The sequence below is a fragment of the Kibdelosporangium persicum genome (assembly GCF_013280595.1).
Taxonomy (GTDB): Bacteria; Actinomycetota; Actinomycetes; order Mycobacteriales; family Pseudonocardiaceae; genus Kibdelosporangium; species Kibdelosporangium persicum.
The window spans coordinates 332,268-351,825 of record NZ_JAAATY010000001.1; the positions used below are offsets into that span (position 1 = coordinate 332,268).

The window sequence follows — 19,558 nt, forward strand, 5'->3', positions numbered from 1 at the left end:
TCCGTGTTCTAACCCTGATAAACACTCACGAGGGTTTAGCTGCGTTGGGCCGCGAACCACAGCTCCTGCATCGCTTCCAGGTAGACCTCGGGTTCCACGGCGCGCAGCCGGGCGGCCGGGACGATGGCGTCCGGGTGGGTCTGGATCAGGAAGCGTTCCTCGATCAGGCCGCGGACCGCGATGTCGGCCACGACGGTCGGGTCCAGGCCGTGTTCGCCCATGCCCATGCGGACCGCGCGGCCCACCGGGTCGTCGTCCACGGTTTCCATCAGCGGTGTCTCGACCAAGCCCGGGCACAGGCACGAGAAACGGACGCCGGTGTGGCTGTACATCACGGCGTACGACTCCGCGAGCGCCAGTGCGGCGTGCTTGGTCACGGTGTACGGCGCCGCGCCGGGCGTCATGACCAGGCCCGCGGCCGAGGCCGTGTTGACCAGGTAGCCCTCGCCGCGTTCGATCATCGCGGGCAGCAACGCCCGCATCGCCCAGATGTGGGCCATCACGTGCACGTTCCACAGCGACTGCCAGCCGTCGTCCGGCACATCGACGCCGCCGACCGGCAGCGGGACGCCCGCGTTGGAGAAGAACAGGTCGATCGGGCCGGACCGGTGCTCCGCCTCGGCGATCACGCGCCGGATCTCCGACTCCCTGCCGACGTCGGCCTCGATGGCCAGACCGTCCACACGCGACGCTGTCTCCCGCACACCGGAAAAATCCTTGTCCACGACGGTGATCCCGCGGGGACCCTCTTTGGCGAACCGGTCGGCCAGCGCGGCTCCGATCCCGCTGGCGGCGCCGGTGATCAGGACATGCCTGCCGCCGAACTCCATAGCGTAATTCTAGTGACGTCCACTTGTCGTGACCTGTCTACTTCTTGCCAGAATCCGCTCACCCGAACGCTTCGTGCAGCCACCAGGACCCGCCGTCCGAGGCGATCCGCGCGTCGACCACCAACGGCCGGTCACGGCCGGCGGTCAGCCAGGCGGACACGTCAGCCAGGTCGTCGGCGGTCCGGACAGTCACGGCGGCGCATCCGAAACCACGTGCCATCTCGGCGATTCCGGGATCTGGAAAGGACACAGTGGACAAATCGGCGTCCGGTCCGAAGTGGTGGATCTCGGCGCCGTACGCCGAGTCGTTGTACACCACGATCACCATCGGTATCCGCAGCCGGACCGCGGTTTCCAACTCCGCTATGCCCATCAGGAACCCGCCGTCGCCCACCGCGGCGACCGGCAGCCGGTCCGGCCGGGCCAGTGCGGCGCCGATCGCGGTGAACAGCCCGAGCCCGATCGACTGGAACGCCTGGGTGAAACAGAACCCGGACTCGTCCGGCACGGACAGGTAAGCGCTGGGGTAGCCCATGAAGTTGCCGGAGTCCACGGCCACGATCCGCTGGCGGGGCAGTATCCCGTCCAGCCGCGCGCTCAGTTCCCGCGGATCGATGTGGGTGCCGGTCGACAGGTCCGGCACCGGCCAGCCCGGACCGGCGGCGAGCCGTGCCTCGACGTCCGGTGTGCGGTATCCCGTGCGGACAGTGACGAGGCCGGCGACGTCCTTCGCGGTTTCGCCCGCGTCGCCGTACACCGCGAGATCGACGGGCTGATGGGCCTGCCCGCCGATGTCGACGTGGGCGACTTTGCCGGTGAGCAGCTTTCCCCGGCGTGTCGTCCACTTGGTGAACGCGCAACCCCAGCCGACGACCAGGTCCGCGCCCGAGATCAGGCCGGCCGCCAGCGGTGAGGAGAAGCCGCCGGAGATTCCCAGTGACCACGGATCGTCATGGAAAAGGCCGTGCGCCACAGCCGATGTGGCCAGCAGGGCGCCGGTCTTCGCGGCGAGTTCACGGATTTCCTTCGCCGCGCCCCGAGCGCCACGGCCCGCGATGAACACCGGGCGGGTGGACGCGTTGATCAAGGCGGCCAGGTCTTCGACCGCCTTGTGGTTCGGCCGGATCGGCAACAGCGGTCGCACCGATGGCACGGTCGACGGCTCGGCCTCCATTGACTGAACGTCGAGGGGCACGTTGAGCACAACCGTACGGCGCTCGTGCACGGCTGTCCGATACGCCCGAACCGTGTCCGCGACAGCGGTTTCGGCGCTGTGCACGCGTTCCGGCGTCGCGCCGAGAGCCGTGACGGCCGCGTGCTGGTCGATCCGGAAGTTGGCGAACGTCGCCGAACTCGGGGTGTCCCCGGTGAGCACGATCATCGGCGTCCGGCTCTTGGCCGCCTCGGCGATCCCCGTCATCGCGTTCGTCAGGCCGCAGCCCTGGTGTACGGACACCAGGGCGATGCGACCGCTCATCCTGCTGTAGGCGTCGGCCATGGTCACCGCACCGGCCTCGTGCCGAGTCGCGACGAACGGCACTCCGTGCGCACGCAGCGCGTTCGTCATCTCGAAGTTGCCGCTCCCGACCACGCCGAACGCCTGGGCCACACCGAGCCGCGCCAACGTCTGGCCGACCAGTCCGGCGACCCTCATCGTTCGACCAGCGCGAAGACCCTGGCCGGGCTGCCCGATCCGCCGACGATCGGCAACGGTGACACGACCAGCATCGAACCGGTCGCCGGCAGCAGCTCCAGGTTGCGCAGTTGCGTCAACCCGTGCTTGCCCGCGCCCAACATGTAGTTGTGGCACGGGAAAGGCGGGTCGAAGCTGTGCGCCGCACCCGCGTCCGTGCCGACCGTCTCGACGCCGACGCCGGTCAGCGGCGTCTCCTCGGCGAGCCATCGCGCGCATTCCGCCGACATGCCAGGGCTGTGCGACTCGTTCAGGAAACTCGCGGCGTCGTCGGATCGGGCCGACCAGCCGCTGCGGACCAGCAGCCAGCCGCCGTCCGGCAACCGGCCGTGCTCGGCCTCGAAGCGCTTGACGTCCTCGATCTCCAGCAGGTAGTCGTCGTCGCCGGAGACACCGGCGGACACGTCGATCACCACGGCCGGGGCCACCAGAGTCCTGATCGGCACCTGGGACACGTCGTGCCCGTCCTTGCCGGACACCCAGTGCACGGGCACGTCGAGGTGCGTGCCGGTGTGCTCGCCGGTGTGGATGTTGTTCCAGTACCAGGCCGGGCCTTTCTCGTCGTACCGGCTGATCTCTTCGAGCTGGAACGGGATCGTGTTCGAGAACGGCTCAGGCAACCGCAGGATCGGCGTGCTCGACGAGAGCGGCGCGGTCAGGTCGACGACCTCGATCCCGCCGGTCTGGATCGCGTCGCGTACCTGGTCAAGCAGCCCCATGGTCGTTCCCTTCGTTGAGCCGTGCGTGGAAATGCGCGTCGTGCCAGCCGTCGACGTGCAGCATCGACGCCCGGAAGGTGCCTTCGTGGACGAATCCGGCGGTGGTGGCGACGCGGCACGAAGCCATGTTCGCGGTCGAATGCTTCAAGAACAACCTGTGGAATCCGACCGTGTCGAAGCACCACCTCGTCATCACCTCGACGGCTTTCGCCATCACACCGGCGCCGCGTGCTTCGGGCAGCAGCCAGTAGGCCAGTTCCGCCACCGACGAGGCCAGGCTGATGCCGCGCAACCCGACCTGGCCGATGGCCTTGTCGTCGTCCGCGATCGCCCAGTTGACCTCGGTTTCCTCCTGCCAGCCGCGGTCCCATCGGGTGATCCAGGCGAGCGCTTCCCCGTCGGAGTCGATCCGGCGGGTGTGCCAGCGTTGGATGTCCGGGCAGTCGAATGCCGCGCGGACGACCGGAATGTCCCCGTCGCGCCACGGCCGGAGCGTGCGGTGATCGCCGATCTCCAGGACGGGCTGGCGGAGCGCGCTCAGCGATCCCGCGGGCAGGACCGGGTCAACGAGGGACGGCATTCCTCATCCTCGCACGGAGATCTCCTCGATGACCTGCCTGGCGATGTCCGCGGCCGGCTGCTGGTACTGGTTGGCCAGTGCCTGGAACGTCTCCTCGGCACGGATCGCGGGCCAGTCGCCGGCCAGGTGCTCGGCGGGCAGGTGCGGGTCCTGCCGGACGAGGTTCAGCCAGTCGGTGTGCAGGATGAGCTGACGGGCCAGGTCGTCGGGCGCGGACGGCAGCGGCGCCGCGGTGTCCCAGCGGGCCAGGAACTCCTTGTAGCGGGCGGCGATCGCATCCGTGTCGAACGCCTTGTGCACCAGATCCGCCGACTCGGTCGGCTTGGCGTGCTGGGCCGTGAAGACCGTGACGTTCTCGGTCAGGCCGAGCTGTTCGACGATCGCGGCGGCGTCCTTGTGGCCCGGCGCGATCCACAGGCCGTTCTGCAGCAGGCCGAATCCCGCCCAGATCAGCTGCGACCGCAGGTCGTGCCGGTCGCTGCGACGGCCCTCCGGCATCGAGAACGCCACGAGCGTCCAGGTGCCGTCCCAGTCGCGGTTCACCGCTCCGGTCTGCCAGACCCGCCGGGCGCCGTCGGCGAGGACGTCCGTCGCCCGCTGGGTCAGTCCGAAGTAGACGCGACGGCCGCGGCGATGGCGCTCCAGCAGGCCACGACCGGCCATCCGGGTGAGCGTCGAGCGGACGGCCTCTTCGGACACGCCGACCCGTGCGAACACGTCGATGATGCTGCCCGAGTACACCGCTGTATGGCGTTCCAGCAGGTAGATGCCCAGGAAGCTGAGCATGAGCGGTTGCGGGCGTGTCACCGGGTCCTCCACGGCGTCCAGGGTAGACCGCCATGATGTTGGGCAACAGATTGACGGCCGTCACTAATGTGACGTACTTTCGGTTCATGGACCTGACTGGCAAAGTCGCCGTCGTCACGGGTGCCGGACGCGGCCTCGGCCGTGCCTACGCCGTAGCGCTGGCGGCCGCTGGAGCCGCCGTCGTCGTCAACGACGTGGACGCCGAGTCCGCTGTGGACGTCGTCAGAACGATCACCGAATCCGGTGGCCGGGCCGTCGAGGTCGTCGCCCCGGTCGGCGGCACGGAGGTCGCCGACCAGCTCGTGGGCGCGGCCGTGACCGAGTTCGGCCGGCTCGACACCATGGTCACCAACGCGGGCATCCTGCGTGACCGCGTGCTGTGGAAGATGACCGACGAGGACTTCGACGCTGTCGTCAACGTCCATCTGCGCGGGACTTTCACCTGCGCACGGGCCGCCGCGGTGCGGATGCGTGAGCAGGGGACCGGCGGCAGGCTCATCCTGGTCTCCTCACCCGCCGGTCAGCGCGGCAACTTCGGCCAGGGCAACTACGCCGCCGCCAAGGCCGGGATCGTCGCGATGGCCCGGACATGGGCGTTGGAACTGGCCAAGGCGCGGATCACGGTGAACGCGGTCGTGCCGGTCGCCGCGACCGAGATGACCAAGACCATTCCCGCGTTCGGCCCCGCCATCGAGGACGCGGAACGCACCGGCACACCGTTTCCGGACTGGCTGCGCAAGGACGAGGGCCTCGGCACGGTCGAGGACGTGGCACCACTGATCGTGTACCTGGCGTCCGACGCCTCGGCCGGTGTGACCGGGCAGGCGATCGGGATCGGCGGCGACAAGCTCGCGCTGTGGTCGCACCCGGCGGAGAAGGTGAGAACGTACAGCGACGGGGGCTGGACGGCCGCACAGATCGCCGAGGTGTCCTGGCCACTGGAGAGCTACGGGATACCGATGCCATGAACCTTGATTCGCTGGTGGCCATCGATGTCCACACACACGCCGAGGTGTCCAAGGACGGGCACGGCTCGCTGAGCCCGCACCTGCTGGGAGCGTCGGCGGACTACTTCAAGGCGCACGACCACCGCCAGCCGACGATCCCGGAGATGGCGGCGTACTACGCGGAACGCCACATGGCCGCGGTCGTGTTCACAGTGGACGCCGAACACGCCACCGGGCATCCGCGGATCGCCAACGAGGAGATCGCCGAGAGCTGCGCCGAGTTCCCGGACGTGCTCATTCCGTTCGCCAGCGTCGATCCGTGGAAAGGCCGCGCTGGTGCTCACGAAGCCCGCCGGCTGGTGGAGCGGCACGGGGTCCGCGGCTTCAAGTTCCATCCCAGCATCCAGGGCTTCGCGCCCAACGATTCGCTGGCGTACCCGCTCTACGAGGTGATCGAAGAGCTCGGCGTGCCCGCTCTGTTCCACACTGGACAGACCGGCATCGGCGCCGGTGTGCCCGGCGGTGGCGGTATCCGGCTGAAGTACTCCGACCCGATGCTGGTCGACGACGTGGCGGTGGACTTCCCCGAGCTGCGAATCATCCTGGCCCATCCGTCTTTCCCATGGCAGGACGAGGCGTTGGCCGTGGCGACGCACAAGCCGTACGTCTACATCGACCTGTCCGGGTGGTCGCCGAAGTACTTCCCGCCACAACTCGTCCGCTACGCCAACTCCCTGCTGCAGGACAAGGTCCTGTTCGGTTCGGACTACCCGGTGATCACGCCGGACCGCTGGCTGGCCGACTTCGCCAAGCTGGAGATCAAGCCCGAAGTACGGCCGAAGATCCTCAAGCACAACGCGATCCGCCTCCTGGGCCTGGAGGGACCATGACCACACACGCACACGGACTCGCCGAGATCAAGGCGCTGGCCGGCCGGGACCTCGGCCACACCGAGTGGATGCCGATCACCCAGGACCGGGTGAACACGTTCGCCGACGCCACCGACGACCACCAGTGGATCCACGTCGACGCGCGGCGGGCGGCCGACGGCCCGTTCGGCGGGACCATCGCCCACGGCTACCTGACGTTGTCGCTGCTCATCCCGCTGTTCGGGCGGCTGCTGACGATCGAAGGCGTCCGGATGAGCGTCAACTACGGCCTGGACAAGGTCCGGTTCCCCGCTCCGGTGCCGGTCGGCGGCAAGATCCGGCTGGCGGGCAAGGTGGCCGCGGCCGAGGACGTGCCCGGCCCGGGTGTGCAGATGACCATGGATTTCACCGTCGAGATCGACGGCTCGGACAAGCCCGCGTGCGTCGCACGCGCGGTGTACCGGCACTACGCCTAGGAGGCGTGTCATGGCGACTCAGCTACGCCGGGCGGTCACCTCCAGCTACCTCGGCAGCGTGATCGAGTACTACGACTTCCTGCTCTACGGCACGGCTTCGGCCGTGGTGTTCAACAAGGTGTTCTTCGCCAACCTCGACCCGCTGCTCGCCACGGTCGCCAGCTTCGGCACGTTCGCCACCGGGTACCTGGCCCGGCCGATCGGCGGAATCCTCTTCGGACACTTCGGTGACCTGCTCGGCCGCAAACGGATGCTGGTGCTGTCCATGACGTTGATGGGCCTCGCCAGCTTCCTGATCGGCGTGCTGCCGACGTACGCGCAGGTCGGCGGGGTGGCGCCGGTCGGGCTGATCCTGCTGCGGGTGATCCAGGGCATCGCGGTCGGCGGTGAGTGGGGCGGCGCGGTCCTGATGTCCGCCGAGCACGCCAAGTCACGCCGTGGACTGTGGGCCGGGTTCACCAACGCGGGCGCGCCGACCGGAATGGTCCTGTCCACCGCCGTGCTGACCGGAACGTCGGCCGCCGTGGGTGAGCAGGCGTTTCTGGACTGGGGCTGGCGGATTCCGTTCCTGCTGAGTCTGGTTCTGCTCGCGATCGGGTTGTTCGTGCGGCTCAAGGTCGAGGAGACGCCCGCGTTCCAGGCCGCGCGCACTGAACGGCGCCGGATTCCGGTGCTGGAGGTGTTGCGTGAGCACCCGAAGACGCTGCTGCTGGGTGTCGGTGTCGGGTTCGCCGCGTTCGTCGCACAGTCCACTTTGACCACGTTCGTGATCTCCTATGCCGTGCAGGCCGGGCACACCCGTCAGGGCGTGCTGAACGTCCTGACGATCTCGTCGGTGTGCGCGGTGTTCGGCATCCTCGGTTTCTCGGCGATGTCCGACCGGTTCGGCAGGCGGCCGATCGTGCTCGCCGGGACGGTGTCGATGGCGGTCTGGGCGTTCGTGTTGTTCCCGATGATCGACGCCCGCAGCGCCGGGCTGCTGGTGCTGGCTCTGGTGGTCGGGCAGGGAATCCTGCATGCCGCGATGTACGGGCCGCTCGCCGCGCTGTACTCGGAGATGTTCACCACGCGGAACCGGTACACCGGCGCTTCGCTCGTCTACCAGATCGGAGGCCTGGGCGCCGGGATCGCGCCGCTGCTGTTCGCCGAGGTGCAACGAGCCGGCGGCGGGACACTGGCCATTTCCGGTACGGTCGCGGCTTTCTGTTTGCTGGCGGCCGGATGTGTGCTTGCCTTGACCGAGACCAGTGATCGGGACCTGATGCCGAGGCCGGTGGGAGACGCGCGATGAGTGACGCGGGCTTGGGTGGCTGGCCGGCTCGCCGGGCGATGCTGTCGCCGGAGCGTACGGCGATCGTCTACCAGGGGCAGGCAGTCACGTACGGCTCGCTCTACCGGCGGGCGACACAAGTGGCCTGGCAACTGCGGGCCAGTGGTATCGAGGCCGGCGACCGGGTTGGCTACCTCGGTCCCAACCACCCCGCCTTCGTCGAGACGATGTTCGCCACGCACATGCTCGGCGCGATCTTCGTCCCGCTGAACTTCCGCCTGACCGCACCGGAGATCGCGTACATGGTCACCGACGCCGGGATCAAACTGGTGGTGCGCGATCCGTCCACCGCCGCCGTCACCGACACCAAGACAATCTCGTTGGATGCCTACGAGGAGTGGCTTTCACTCGGCTCGACGTCACCCGTCGAAGTCCCGGTCTCCTCGGACGACATCGCGCTGATCCTCTACACCTCGGGGACGACCGGGCGGCCCAAGGGCGCGATGCTGAGCCACGCCAACATGATCTGGAACACCTACAACCTCCTCGTCGCGGTCGACGTGGCAGGCGACGAGGTGACACTGATCGCCGCGCCGCTGTTCCACGTCGCCGCCCTCGGCCAGACGCTGTTGCCGACGTTCATCAAAGGCGGTTGTTCGGTGATCACGCCGAACTGGGACGTGGATCTGTGCTTCGACCTGATCGCGGGCCACCGTGTCACGCTGATGTTCGGAGTGACGACGATGTTCGCTTCGCTGACCCAATCGCCCCGATGGGCGGACGCGGACCTGTCGTCCCTGCGCACCCTGATGTCCGGCGGCGCGCCGATCCCCGTTTCGCTGATCCGGACGTACCAGGACCGCGGTCTCGTGTTCTGCCAGGGCTACGGCCTGACCGAGACCGCGCCGGGCGCCACGTTCCTGGAGGCCGCGCAGAGCGTCGCCAAGGCCGGTTCGGCTGGTGTGCCGATGTTCTTCACCTCCGTCCGTGTGGACGCCCCTGTGGGCACACCAGGCGAGGTGCTGATCAAGGGGCCGAACGTGACGCCCGGCTACTGGCGGAATCCCTCGGCCACCTCGACCGCCTTCGAGGACGGCTGGTTCCGGTCCGGCGACGTGGCCTATGCCGATGAGGACGGCTACCTGTACATCGTGGACCGCGTGAAGGACATGTTCATCTCCGGCGGCGAGAACGTCTACCCGGCCGAGGTGGAGAGCGCCATCTACGCCCACCCTTCGGTGGCCATGGCGGCAGTGATCGGCGTACCCGACCCTCGGTGGAACGAGGTCGGCAAGGCCTTCGTGGTCCTGCGTCCCGATGCTTCGCTGAGCCTGGCGGAGCTGCGCGAGTTCCTGCTGCCGAAGCTGGCCAAGTACAAGATCCCCGCCCACCTGGAGATCGTGGCCGACTTGCCGCGTACCGCGTCCGGCAAAATCCAGAAGTCCCACCTGCGGTGACCCCAGCCTCCCCTCGTGAGTGTTTATCCGTGTTCTAACACGCATAAACACTCACGAGGGGGAGTTGGGGGCGGTGGGGTGCTTGACGTCCGGGTGGTCGTGAACGTATGTTCATGAACAAGCGTTCATGACCGATGGGGCGACGATGAGCATTGTGAACACCGGGCAGGCGGAAGCGTGGAACGGCTACGAGGGGCAGCACTGGGCCGCGCATGATTCGCGGTACGACGCGATGAACGGCGGGTTCAACAGGTTTGTGCTCGAGTGCCTCAGGGCTGAGGATCGGGTTCTTGACATCGGGTGTGGCAACGGGCAGCTCACCAGGCTGGCCGCGCGGGCCGCCAGGTCGGCGACCGGGGTCGACCTGTCGGCTCCGATGCTGTCGGTGGCCCGGTTGCGTGCCGCGGACGTGCCCCATGTGAGGTTCGAGCAGGGGGACGCGCAGGTGTTCCCGTTCGAACCGGGTCAGTTCGACATCGCCGTCAGCAGGTTCGGGATCATGTTCTTCGCTGACCCCGTGGCCGCGTTCGGCAACATCCGCCGAGCGTTGACCCCGAGGGGACGGTTGGCCTTCCTGTGCATGACTTCGTTGAAGGGCACGGATCTTGGCTCGCTCTTCGACGCGATGGCGCCGTTCCTGCCGTGGCCGACGGGTGGTGACGGGACTGGTCCGACGTCGTTCGCGGACCCGACGCGGACCGAGGAAGTCCTGTCCGGTGCGGGTTTCCGCGACATCACGTGCACACGGGTCGAGGCTGACCAGATCTGGGGCCGGGACGTCGCCGACGCAGCCGGCTTCATCAGCGACTGGGGCCCGGTGAAGTACCACATGGACCTGGCCGGCCACGAGAACGCCGGCAAGGCCAGACAAGCACTTGCCAAAGCCCTGGAGCCCTTCGAGACACCTGACGCGGTAAGGCTTCGTGGCCACGCGTGGCTCGTGCAGGCCAACGCCTGATGCCGCCACGCAGAACGGACCTGCGAGAGCACTTGGTCACGACGGCGGCGGACATGATCGCCGAGAACCCGGCCGGGCTCACCGTGCGGGCGATCGCCAAGCGGGCAGGAGTCGCGGATGGCCTGCTGTACAACCACTTCACCGACAAAGAGGAGTTGCTGGCCGCCGCGCTGACCATGCACGTGCGCAATGTCGAGAGCGGCCTCCACGAGCTGCCCGAGCCGGGAACGAAGACTCTCGAAGAGAACCTCGCGTCGCATCTCGAGTACGGCTTGGCTCTGCACAAGGCGATCCTGCCCGGTTTCGCCGCGTTCCTCGGTCAACCGGCGGTCCTGGAGCGACTGGAACGCACCGGGCACGGCGGCCACTGGCGTGATCGGCTGGCCGCCTACCTCAAGGCCGAGCAGGACTTGGGCAGAGTGAAGGACCATGCCGACACAGCAACGGCGACCGCGCTGATCGTCGGGATCTGCCACGAGACCGTGCTGTCCGGGTTGCTGTCGCATTCGCCGACCACGAAGCACCCCGACGTGGACAAGATCGTCCAGACGGTACTCGACGGAATCAGATGAGGCCCGACCGCACCGCGTGCGCCGCCGCCGCGGTGCGGGAAGGCAAGCCCAGCTTGGTACGGATGTTGGCGACGTGCCGGTGCACAGTGTGCGCGCTCAACGTGAGACGGGCCGCGATCTCCTGGTCGCTCAGGCCCGCCGCCACCAGCCGTAGCACGTCGATCTCCCGCGCGGACAGGTCGCCCTTGTCCGAGGAGGGCGGTGGCGCGAGATTGAGGAACCGGAACGTGTGCTCGACGATCGCGGCCGAGTCCCCGACCCACGGCATGTGGTTCGTCCCGTCGAGCGCGACGAAGGCGGCACCCGGGATCGTCTCGGCGATCGAGCGGCCGAGACGCAGCGGGATCACCCGGTCGCCGCGGCGATGCAGGACGAGGGTCGGCGCCTGGATCCGCGGCAGATACGGCCGGACGTCGAACGAGTAAACCGCCTGCAACGCGGCCGCCGCGTCGGCCGGGTCCATCGCGGCGCGTTGGTACCGCACGAACTCAAGGCGTTGCTCCGCGGTGGTGTCCGGCAGGAACAGGTCGGCCAGCAACCGCGAACCGACGCCCCAGTGCCGGCCGATGATGTCCACAAAGGAGGATTGCGCCGCGGGACTGGTGATCTCGGCACCGTAAGCGTAGGTCCCGTAGAGCACGAGTCGGTCCACCTGATCGGGATGCGAAGCCGCGTAGGCGCACGAAACGCATCCGCCGGACGACGCGCCGAACAACGACACAGGCTCGCCCACCTGGGACACGACCGCGGCGAGCGTGGCCAGTTCATCATCCAACGACAACGCGCCCGCGCGGTCGTAGCGGATCAGGGTGACGCCGGTGCCGAACAACGTCACCAGCTCCCGGAACGCCGCCATCCGCCATTCCTGGTCCAGGTCACGGCACCACCAACCGCCCGCGATGAGCGGCGGGCCCGACCCGGCGGACGCCCATGCCACGTCGCGGCCGCGCACCGAGGCGAAACGGACCAGCGGCTCTGCCACGCCGGCCAGCGTATCCGGCTGGCCCGGATCGGCCAGTAGCCAGAATGGCCTGTTCCGGCGATGTGACCGGGCGCGGACAGGACGAGGCTGGCGCCATGAAAGAGAGTTTCTTCGCCGCGGTCTACGACCCGTTCCTCTGGCTGGGGGAACGACGCGGCATGCGGGCACGCAGGGCGGACCTGCTGCGGGAAGCACGTGGCCGGGTGCTGGAAATCGGTGCCGGGACCGGACTGAACGTGCCGCACTACACCAGCGAGGTGAGCGAGCTGATCCTCACCGAACCGGTCGCCCCGATGTACGAACGTCTGCGCGGAAGGGCGGCCGGAAGGACGGGAGTCGTTGTCCGGCAGGCGACTGGCGAGGAACTGCCGGTGCCCGACGACAGCGTGGACACGGTCGTCTCGACCCTGGTGCTCTGCACGGTGCCGGACGTCGAGGCCGTGCTGGACGAGATCGCCCGTGTCCTCCGGCCCGGCGGCGTCTTCCTGTTCTGCGAACACGTGCTCGCGCAGGACACGAAGGCAGCTCGAGGCCAACGGCGGATCGCACCGCACTGGGCGAAGTTCGCGGGTGGGTGTCATACCGACCGGGACACCGCGACCGCGCTGGCCGGCAGGTTCGAGATCAAACGCATGCAGGACGAGCGCTGGCGCGGTATGCCGAGCTGGGTGCGGCCGTTGATCACGGGCGTCGCGGTGGCCTGATCGTCACCGGGGGAAACGGCCTTCATGCCTATGACCCTCGTCCAACTGGCAGCCCCCTTGGGGACAGGCCATGTGCGGCGGACATAGGCTGGCGGCATGTCGAAAGGCCACAAGGTACGCGGTGGGCGCCGTGAGGTGCGCTTCGGCACTGCCGAGGTGATCCGCGACCTGGACCGGCCGGACGGCTGGCTGCTGAGCGTGGACGGCGTCGCCCAGTCCTACGTCGACCTGGACGACCCCACACACCTGGAGTTCGACTACGTCCGCCGGATCGGCGATGTGATCGACTGTCTGCCCGCGGGGCCGCTGACGACCGTGCACATCGGCGGCGGCGCCTGCACGTTGCCGCGCTATGTCGCCGCGACCAGGCCCGGCTCGCGTCAGCTCGTCCTCGATCCTGACGAGGAACTGATCGACCTGGTCCGCGAACGGCTGGACCTGCGCAGCGTCCCGGCGCTGCGGGTGCGGATCTCCGACGGCCGCGAGGGGATCGCGACCCGGGGTGAGGACTCCGCGGACCTGGTCGTGCTGGACGCGTTCGTGTCCGCCGAGATGCCCGGGGGATTGGCCACGGTCGAGTTCGCCCGTGACGTCAACCGGGTGCTGCGACCCGCGGGCACGTACGTGCTGAACGTCACCGACGGCCCGAAGTGGCAGTTCGCGCGCCGGGTCGTCGCCTCGGTCGCCGAGGTCTTCGACGAGGTGCTGCTGCTGGCCGACCCCGGTGTGTTGCGGGGCAGGCGATTCGGCAACATGGTCGTGGCGGCGTCCATGTCGGGACTGCCGGTGGCGGAACTGACTCGTCGCGCGGCTTCGGCGGCGTTTCCGGCGCGGTTGGTGACAGGGGAGAAGCTGCGCGAGTTCCATCGCGGCGCCAAGCCCATCACCGACGCGGAAGGCGTGACCGCCCCCACCCCACCGGACACCGCCTTCACCTGAGCCCCCAAACCCCCTCGTGAGTGTTTATCAGGGTTAGAACACCGATAAACACTCACGAGGGGTGAGCTGGGGTTTTGGGCTGGCGGCGGCTACCAGGGCAGTGGTCCGGTTTCGTCCTGGTAGGTCCCGGTCGGGCCGTTCTCGTCGAGAGTGGCCAGGCGCACGACGGTTTTGGCGCTCTCCTCCGGAGATCGTCCGATTCCGAAGGCCGCGGTCATGTCGGTGGCTGTGGTCCCGGGCTCCAGTGCGTTGAACTTGATGCCGGGGTAGGCCTTGGCGTACTGGACCGTCAGCATGGTCGCCGCCGCCTTGGACGCGGAGTACAACGGCACCGGCAGGTGGAATTCGGGCCGGTCGGGATTGGTCACCGCCCAGAACGATCCGGCGCTGCTCGACACGGTGACCACGGTGGGGTTCGAGGACTTGCGCAGCAAGGGGAGTGCCGCTTCGGTGACGCGGACGATCCCCACCGCGTTCGTGTCGAACACCCGCAGGGCCGTCGGGCCGTCGAGGGGTTCGTTGCCGAGGACGCCGGCGTTGTGCACCAGGACGTCGAGCCGTCCCTCCTCCGCGCTGATCGTCGCCAGCGCGGCGCTCACCGAGGCGTCGTCGGTCACGTCGAGCTGAACGAACCGTGCGCCGAGTGCCGCCGCGGCCTTCTCGCCTCGCCCGGTGTCGCGCGCTCCGATGTAGACGGTGTGCCCCAGTTCCTGAAGTTGTTTGGCTGTCTCGAAACCGATGCCCTTGTTGGCTCCGGTGATCAGCGTGACGGTCATGATTTCCTTCCGAAGTGTGTGGCCCCAGTGGACCGTGGGGTGCGAGTGCCTGGCTCGAAACGGTCAGCCGGTCAGCTGCCGGCGCAGTTCACCCGCGTCATGCAGGGCCGTCATGTGCACGAACCGTCCGTCGCGCACCTGGTAGATGGCGTACTCGGTGATCTCGAACGAGGCGCCGGTCGCGGGCACACCGAGCCACTCCCGCACCGGCGTGCCCGTGTTGACCAGCCGCGCGGCCAGACGATCACCGTCGAGGAGCAGTTCCTTGAGCTCCCAGTGCAGGTCCGGAACCGCGGCCACGTCGGCCTTCTGCACGGCGATGAGGTCGTCCCGGGTGGCAGGCTCCCCGTTCAACGTGGTCCGGTCGGCGATGAACTCGTGCATTCGGTCGACCCGGTGGGCGTTCATCTCGTCCATGTAACGCAGGTAGAACCCGCGCAGATCGCTGTCGGACATCGGAGGCCCTTTCCTGGTGCTGTGCTGACCTGGTCGAACTTCTGCATCGATTGATACAGAACTCACCGTAGCACATTCTGTATCGATCGCTGCGGAAGTGGGAGCCGGGTGACGAAGGAGACGAACCTCAGCAGGGCGGCCAGGTGAGCAGGGCGGCGTCGACCATGTCCTGGAGTTCGTCACGGCCGACGCCGCTGGCGGCTTGCACGGCGATGCCGTAGGCCAAGGTGGTGACGTAGCGGGCGAGCAGGGCCGGGTCGGTCTCCGGCGGCAGGTCACCGTCGTCGACGGCTCGTCCGAACCGTTCCCGGACGCGGGAATAGCCGCTGTCGCGCCACGTGACGAGCAGGTCGCGGGCCGCGTGGCTCGCGTCGCTGGTGGCCAGGGCGCCCTGGACGCCCAGGCATCCATGGGGACCGGTCGGGCGGGTGGTGGTGCGGATCGTTCCGGTCAGGATCGCGGTGGCGACGCCGAGGGCGGTGGGCTCTTCCAGTGCTCGGGCCAGGTAGGCGCTCGGGCCCTCGGTGTAGCGCTCCAGGGCCTTGCGGAACAGCTCCTCCTTGTTGCCGAAGGCCGCGTACATGCTGGTGCTGGAGATGCCCATCGCGTCGGTCAGGGTGGTGAGACTGGCTCCTTCGTAGCCGTGCTCCCAGAAGACCCGCATGGCACGATCGAGCGCTTCGTCGGCGTCGAATCCGCGAGGCCGGCCGGTGGGGCGGCGCTGTCTGGTTCCCATTCCGCCCACTCTACCCCTTTCTGTGTCGATCGATACGGAAATCCACGTCCAGACTTCTCCACTGTGGACAGTCGGCGGCGAAGTGGTCCGCTTGAGGGAAAACGCGCACGATCGTGTGTGCATTAGCGAATCGGGGGTAGTCAGAGAGTAACGGCCAACCCACTAAACGCCCCGGAGGTGGTAACAGTGCGAGTACGTCGGCTGACGACCGCGATCGCGAGTGTCCCCCTTGGACTGGCGCTCGGGCTCGGAACGGCCGTCGTGATGCCGCAGGAAGCGCAGGCCGCCGCGAACGCACCGTGTGCGAAGACAGCGAAGGCATGCCTTGACCTTTCCTCGAACCAGGCGTGGCTGATGAGCAACGGGACTGTCACCTACGGCCCGGTTCCGGTCACGCATGGCAAGCCCGGGTGGGAAACGCCTCCCGGGACGTTCAAGGTGACGCGTAAGTATCGCCACTACCAGAGCAAGCAGTTCGACGCGCCGATGCCGTACTCGGTGTTCTTCAACGGTGGCATCGCGTTCCATCAGGGCAGCCTGCGTGAGAAGTCGCACGGCTGTGTGCACCTCGCCAAGTCCGCCGCTGCGAAGTTCTTCGCCACCTTGAAGGTCGGCGACCAGGTACAGGTAGTGACGTAACCGAAGAGCGTAGGGCGAGGCTGTGATCGTGCCGAAACCGTTGGCACGCCTCGCTCTACATCCATCTCACGTCGTCGTGGTCACGCTCGCGGTCGGGTCCGTCGCTTGGCGTGTCGTCGAGCGGGTCCGATGTGGATGGCTGCGGTCCCATGCTTACACTGCGCTGACGATTTAGGCTTGGCTTTCCTAATAGCAGCGAGGTGGCGGTGGGATGGCGGCGCGTGCTGGTGCTTGTCGGCGCCAGTGTGTCGGCGGTGCTGGCGGTCCTCGCCAGCCTCGCCGTCGGCAACCTCGGCATCCCGCTCGGCGACGTGTGGCGTGCCCTGGTCAGTCCGGACGATTCGGCGCACAGCCTGATCGTCCAGACGCAGCGGATCCCGCGGACCCTGCTCGGTGTGGCGGCCGGTGCGGCGCTCGCCGTCGCGGGCGTGCTGATGCAAAGCCTGACCCGCAACCCACTCGCCGATCCACGGATCATGGGCGTGAGCTCGGGAGCGTCGCTGGGTGTCGTCATCGCGATCACGCTCTTCGGTGTCGACACGTTGCCCGGATATGTCTGGTTCGGCGTTTTCGGGGCGTTCGTGACCGGCATGCTCGTCTACACGCTGGCCGCCAGGACCCGCACCGGATCGAGCCCGGTCACGCTCGCCTTGGTCGGCGCGGCGCTGGACGCGTCGTTCAGCGCGGTCGTGGTCGCGGTGCTCACGCTGGACGCGCAGACCTTCGAGCAGTACCGGTTCTGGGTGATCGGGTCGCTGGCCGGGCGGCCCGCCGACGTGACCTTCACCGTGCTGCCGTTCATCGTGGCCGGTCTGCTGCTCGCGGTGATCTCCGCCCGCGGCCTGGACGCGTTGGCGCTGGGGGAGGAGGTCGCGGTCGGCCTCGGGAGCCGGATCGCGGTCACCCGGTTCGGCGCGGCGGCCGGATCGGTTCTGCTCACGGGTGCCGCGGTGGCCGCGGCGGGGCCGATCGGGTTCGTCGGCCTGGCCGTGCCGCATTTCGCCCGCGCTCTCGTCGGCAGTGATCACCGGTGGCTGCTGGCGGTCAGTGTGCCGCTGGGAATCGTTTTCCTGCTGGGCGCGGACGTGATCGGCCGCGTCATCCTGCTGCCCGACGAGGTCCGCGCGGGTGTGATCACAGCCGTGCTCGGTGCCCCGATCCTGCTCCTGCTCGTCCGGCGGCCGAGGTTGGTGACGGCATGACCCGGCTGGTCGTACGGCCCGCTGCGGCCGTCTCGTTCACGCTGCACCGGCGCGGTCTCCTCGCTGGTGCCGGTCTGATCGTCGCGATCGTCGTCGCCGTGCTGGCGTCGCTGAGCATCGGCTCGACGTTCGTGCAGCCCGGCGACGTGGTGCGGGCGATCTTCGACATCCCGACGTGGGCCGAGAAGGTCGTCGAACTGCGCACGCCCCGGATCGTCCTCGCGCTGGTCGTCGGGGCCGCGTTGGGCCTGGCGGGCGCGCTGCTGCAGGGCGTCAGCCGCAACCCGCTGGCCAGCCCGGACGTCATCGGCGTGTCCCAGGGCGCCGGGCTCGCCGCGAGCATCGTGATCGTCGCGGGCGCGCCGATCGCCGTGCTGCCGCCGCTGGCGTTGCTCGGCGGTCTCGGTGCCGCCGCCGTGGTGCTGTTGTTCGGGTCGGTTCGCGGGAACCGCTTCGTGCTGGCCGGAATCGCGGTCGCGGTGGCGCTGCGGGCGCTGACCGAGATCGTGATCGTCGGCGCGGCACCCGTCGACGGACAGCGTGCGCAGGTCTGGATCGTGGGCACGCTCGCGGGCTGGGGTTATGACGAGGCACTGGTGGTCGCGATCGTGATCGCGGTCCTGACTCCCGTGCTGTTCTGGGCGGGCCGCGCGCTGGACACGTCGGCCCTGTCGGACGACGTCGCCCGGGCGATCGGGGTCCGGGTCGGCCCTCGACGGCTGGTGATGGCGGTGTCCGGTGTCATCCTCGCGGCCTTCGCGACCGCGCAGGTCGGTGCCGTGGACTTCGTCGCGCTCGCCGCGCCGCAGATCGCCCGCAGGCTGGCGAAGGCCGAGCGGCCGCCGCTGTTCTGCGCCGCGCTGACCGGCGCGCTGCTGACCGTCGTCGCCGACACCGCCGCGCGGACGTTGTTCGCGCCCACTCAACTCCCGGTCGGCGTGCTGACCGCCGCGCTCGGCGGTCCGTACCTGATCTGGTTGCTGGTGCGCGGAAAGCGCTGAAGGAAAGGAACACCATGCGGAAGATCGCGACGCTGCTCGCCGCCGCGCTCGTGCTGAGCGCGTGCGGGACGGGCACGACCCCGCCCGGCGGCGCGCCCGCTGCGGAAACCGGCCAGACCCGGACCGTCAAGCACGCCATGGGCGAGACCCAGGTGCCCGCCTCGCCCCAGCGCGTGATCGTGCTCGACACCGACAAGCTGGACACGATGTTCAGCCTCGGCCTGACGCCGGTCGGGGCCGCGCAGGCCGCGCAGAACACCAAGATGCTGTCCTACCTGGGCTCCGGCTTCGCTTCGGTCAAGCCGGTCGGCACGCTGCAGGAGCTGGACCTGGACGCGATCCGCGCGCTGCAGCCGGACCTGATCCTCGGTTCGAAGTTCCGCCAGGAGAAGTTCTACGACGAGCTGACCTCGATCGCCCCGACGGTGTTCACCGAGAAGGTCGGCATCACCTGGAAGGACAACTTCCTGCTGGACGCGGACGCGCTGGGCAAGAAGAGCGAGGCGCAGGCGTTGCTCGACAAGTACACGCAGCGGGCCGCCGGGCTCAAGCGCACCTCGCAGAAGGTGTCGCTCGTGCGGTTCATGCCCGACGAGATCCGCGTGTACGGGCCGGAATCGTTCTCCGGCATCGTGCTGAAGGACGCGGGCGTGCCGCGGACCGCCCGGCAGGAGCTGGCCGACAAGTCGGACAAGCGCTTCGACAAGGTCTCGCCCGAGCGCGTGCAGGAGGTCGACGGCGACGTCATCTTCGTCTCCGCCTACGGCGAGAAGGCCGCGCAACGCCAGGCCGAGGTGACCGCCGGTCCACTGTGGACGAAGCTGTCCGCGGTGGCCGCGGGCCGGTCGTACGTGGTCGACGACGAGGTCTGGATGCTCGGTATCGGGGTGACCGCGGCGAACAAGATCCTGGACGACCTGGAGAAGCACCTGGCTGCGTGACAGC

The 19,558-nt window shown here is 68.5% G+C and carries 22 protein-coding genes; 13 read left to right on the forward strand and 9 right to left on the reverse strand.

Annotated elements, in window-relative coordinates; genetic code table 11:
- Window positions 1-35 precede the first annotated feature (35 nt).
- From GC106_RS01550 to GC106_RS01570, 5 genes are read right to left on the reverse strand one after another with little or no spacing between them, the layout of a single operon-like run.
- Window positions 36-830, reverse strand: coding sequence for an SDR family oxidoreductase (locus tag GC106_RS01550; protein ID WP_173123528.1), 795 nt, complete (start codon window positions 828-830; stop codon window positions 36-38).
- Window positions 831-888: 58 nt separating this feature from the next.
- On the reverse strand, window positions 889-2,484 hold the full coding sequence (locus GC106_RS01555; protein ID WP_173123530.1) for a thiamine pyrophosphate-binding protein: 1,596 nt from the start codon (window positions 2,482-2,484) through the stop codon (window positions 889-891).
- Window positions 2,481-3,242, reverse strand: coding sequence for a cyclase family protein (locus GC106_RS01560; RefSeq protein WP_173123532.1), 762 nt, complete (start codon window positions 3,240-3,242; stop codon window positions 2,481-2,483). Before GC106_RS01560 ends, GC106_RS01555 begins: the two co-directional genes overlap by 4 nt.
- The gene (locus tag GC106_RS01565; protein ID WP_173123534.1) at window positions 3,229-3,822 is read right to left on the reverse strand and encodes a GNAT family N-acetyltransferase; all 594 of its coding nucleotides are present in this window, start codon (window positions 3,820-3,822) and stop codon (window positions 3,229-3,231) included. Before GC106_RS01565 ends, GC106_RS01560 begins: the two co-directional genes overlap by 14 nt.
- A 3-nt stretch (window positions 3,823-3,825) precedes the next feature.
- A complete protein-coding gene (locus GC106_RS01570; RefSeq protein ID WP_312872342.1) occupies window positions 3,826-4,629 on the reverse strand; it encodes a PaaX family transcriptional regulator in 804 nt (267 codons plus the stop codon).
- Between the two features lie 86 nt (window positions 4,630-4,715).
- Here GC106_RS01570 and GC106_RS01575 point away from each other — a divergent pair, with 86 nt between their 5' ends.
- The 7 genes from GC106_RS01575 (at window position 4,716) to GC106_RS01605 (ending at window position 11,178) form a co-directional block, all read left to right on the forward strand.
- Window positions 4,716-5,597: an SDR family NAD(P)-dependent oxidoreductase gene (locus GC106_RS01575; protein ID WP_173123536.1), complete on the forward strand. Its 882-nt coding sequence runs from the start codon at window positions 4,716-4,718 to the stop codon at window positions 5,595-5,597.
- The gene (locus GC106_RS01580; RefSeq protein ID WP_173123538.1) at window positions 5,594-6,466 is read left to right on the forward strand and encodes an amidohydrolase family protein; all 873 of its coding nucleotides are present in this window, start codon (window positions 5,594-5,596) and stop codon (window positions 6,464-6,466) included. Before GC106_RS01575 ends, GC106_RS01580 begins: the two co-directional genes overlap by 4 nt.
- Window positions 6,463-6,921, forward strand: a complete 459-nt coding sequence (locus GC106_RS01585; RefSeq protein WP_173123540.1) for a MaoC family dehydratase — start codon at window positions 6,463-6,465, stop codon at window positions 6,919-6,921. The genes GC106_RS01580 and GC106_RS01585 overlap by 4 nt, the downstream gene beginning before the upstream one ends.
- A gap of 10 nt (window positions 6,922-6,931) precedes the next feature.
- Window positions 6,932-8,212 carry an MFS transporter gene (locus tag GC106_RS01590; RefSeq protein WP_173123542.1) on the forward strand — a complete coding sequence of 427 codons (1,281 nt, stop codon included), beginning with the start codon at window positions 6,932-6,934 and terminating at the stop codon, window positions 8,210-8,212.
- Window positions 8,209-9,648, forward strand: coding sequence for an acyl-CoA synthetase (locus tag GC106_RS01595; RefSeq protein ID WP_173123544.1), 1,440 nt, complete (start codon window positions 8,209-8,211; stop codon window positions 9,646-9,648). The genes GC106_RS01590 and GC106_RS01595 overlap by 4 nt, the downstream gene beginning before the upstream one ends.
- A 145-nt stretch (window positions 9,649-9,793) precedes the next feature.
- Window positions 9,794-10,606, forward strand: a complete 813-nt coding sequence (locus GC106_RS01600) for a class I SAM-dependent methyltransferase (RefSeq protein WP_173123546.1) — start codon at window positions 9,794-9,796, stop codon at window positions 10,604-10,606.
- Window positions 10,606-11,178 carry a TetR/AcrR family transcriptional regulator gene (locus GC106_RS01605; protein ID WP_173123548.1) on the forward strand — a complete coding sequence of 191 codons (573 nt, stop codon included), beginning with the start codon at window positions 10,606-10,608 and terminating at the stop codon, window positions 11,176-11,178. The genes GC106_RS01600 and GC106_RS01605 overlap by 1 nt, the downstream gene beginning before the upstream one ends.
- Here the strand turns inward: GC106_RS01605 and GC106_RS01610 are convergent.
- On the reverse strand, window positions 11,171-12,160 hold the full coding sequence (locus tag GC106_RS01610) for an alpha/beta fold hydrolase (RefSeq protein WP_312872343.1): 990 nt from the start codon (window positions 12,158-12,160) through the stop codon (window positions 11,171-11,173). The genes GC106_RS01605 and GC106_RS01610 overlap by 8 nt on opposite strands.
- A 95-nt stretch (window positions 12,161-12,255) precedes the next feature.
- On the opposite strand from GC106_RS01610, the gene GC106_RS01615 reads away from it, so the two are divergent.
- Entirely contained in the window at window positions 12,256-12,864 is a 609-nt protein-coding gene (locus tag GC106_RS01615) for a class I SAM-dependent methyltransferase (RefSeq protein WP_173123550.1), read from the forward strand.
- Between the two features lie 96 nt (window positions 12,865-12,960).
- Complete coding sequence (locus GC106_RS01620; protein WP_173123551.1) at window positions 12,961-13,803, forward strand: spermidine synthase; 843 nt, start codon at window positions 12,961-12,963, stop codon at window positions 13,801-13,803.
- An 89-nt stretch (window positions 13,804-13,892) separates the two neighbouring features.
- Here the strand turns inward: GC106_RS01620 and GC106_RS01625 are convergent, their stop codons facing one another.
- The 3 genes from GC106_RS01625 to GC106_RS01635 form a co-directional block, all read right to left on the reverse strand.
- Window positions 13,893-14,579: an SDR family NAD(P)-dependent oxidoreductase gene (locus tag GC106_RS01625; protein ID WP_173123553.1), complete on the reverse strand. Its 687-nt coding sequence runs from the start codon at window positions 14,577-14,579 to the stop codon at window positions 13,893-13,895.
- Window positions 14,580-14,642: 63 nt separating this feature from the next.
- Window positions 14,643-15,035, reverse strand: a complete 393-nt coding sequence (locus GC106_RS01630) for an ester cyclase (RefSeq protein ID WP_173123555.1) — start codon at window positions 15,033-15,035, stop codon at window positions 14,643-14,645.
- 127 nt (window positions 15,036-15,162) lie between these two features.
- On the reverse strand, window positions 15,163-15,771 hold the full coding sequence (locus GC106_RS01635; RefSeq protein ID WP_173123557.1) for a TetR/AcrR family transcriptional regulator: 609 nt from the start codon (window positions 15,769-15,771) through the stop codon (window positions 15,163-15,165).
- Window positions 15,772-15,957: 186 nt separating this feature from the next.
- Here GC106_RS01635 and GC106_RS01640 point away from each other — a divergent pair, with 186 nt between their 5' ends.
- The 4 genes from GC106_RS01640 to GC106_RS01655 all read left to right on the forward strand — a co-directional run bounded on the left by GC106_RS01640 (window position 15,958) and on the right by GC106_RS01655 (window position 19,554).
- Window positions 15,958-16,410 (forward strand): L,D-transpeptidase, encoded by a 453-nt coding sequence (locus GC106_RS01640; protein ID WP_312872344.1) that lies wholly within the window; start codon window positions 15,958-15,960, stop codon window positions 16,408-16,410.
- 206 nt (window positions 16,411-16,616) lie between these two features.
- A complete protein-coding gene (locus GC106_RS01645; RefSeq protein ID WP_312872345.1) occupies window positions 16,617-17,612 on the forward strand; it encodes a FecCD family ABC transporter permease in 996 nt (331 codons plus the stop codon).
- A complete protein-coding gene (locus GC106_RS01650; RefSeq protein ID WP_173123561.1) occupies window positions 17,609-18,613 on the forward strand; it encodes a FecCD family ABC transporter permease in 1,005 nt (334 codons plus the stop codon). Before GC106_RS01645 ends, GC106_RS01650 begins: the two co-directional genes overlap by 4 nt.
- A gap of 14 nt (window positions 18,614-18,627) precedes the next feature.
- A complete protein-coding gene (locus GC106_RS01655; protein ID WP_173123563.1) occupies window positions 18,628-19,554 on the forward strand; it encodes an ABC transporter substrate-binding protein in 927 nt (308 codons plus the stop codon).
- The last annotated feature ends 4 nt before the right edge of the window (window positions 19,555-19,558 follow it).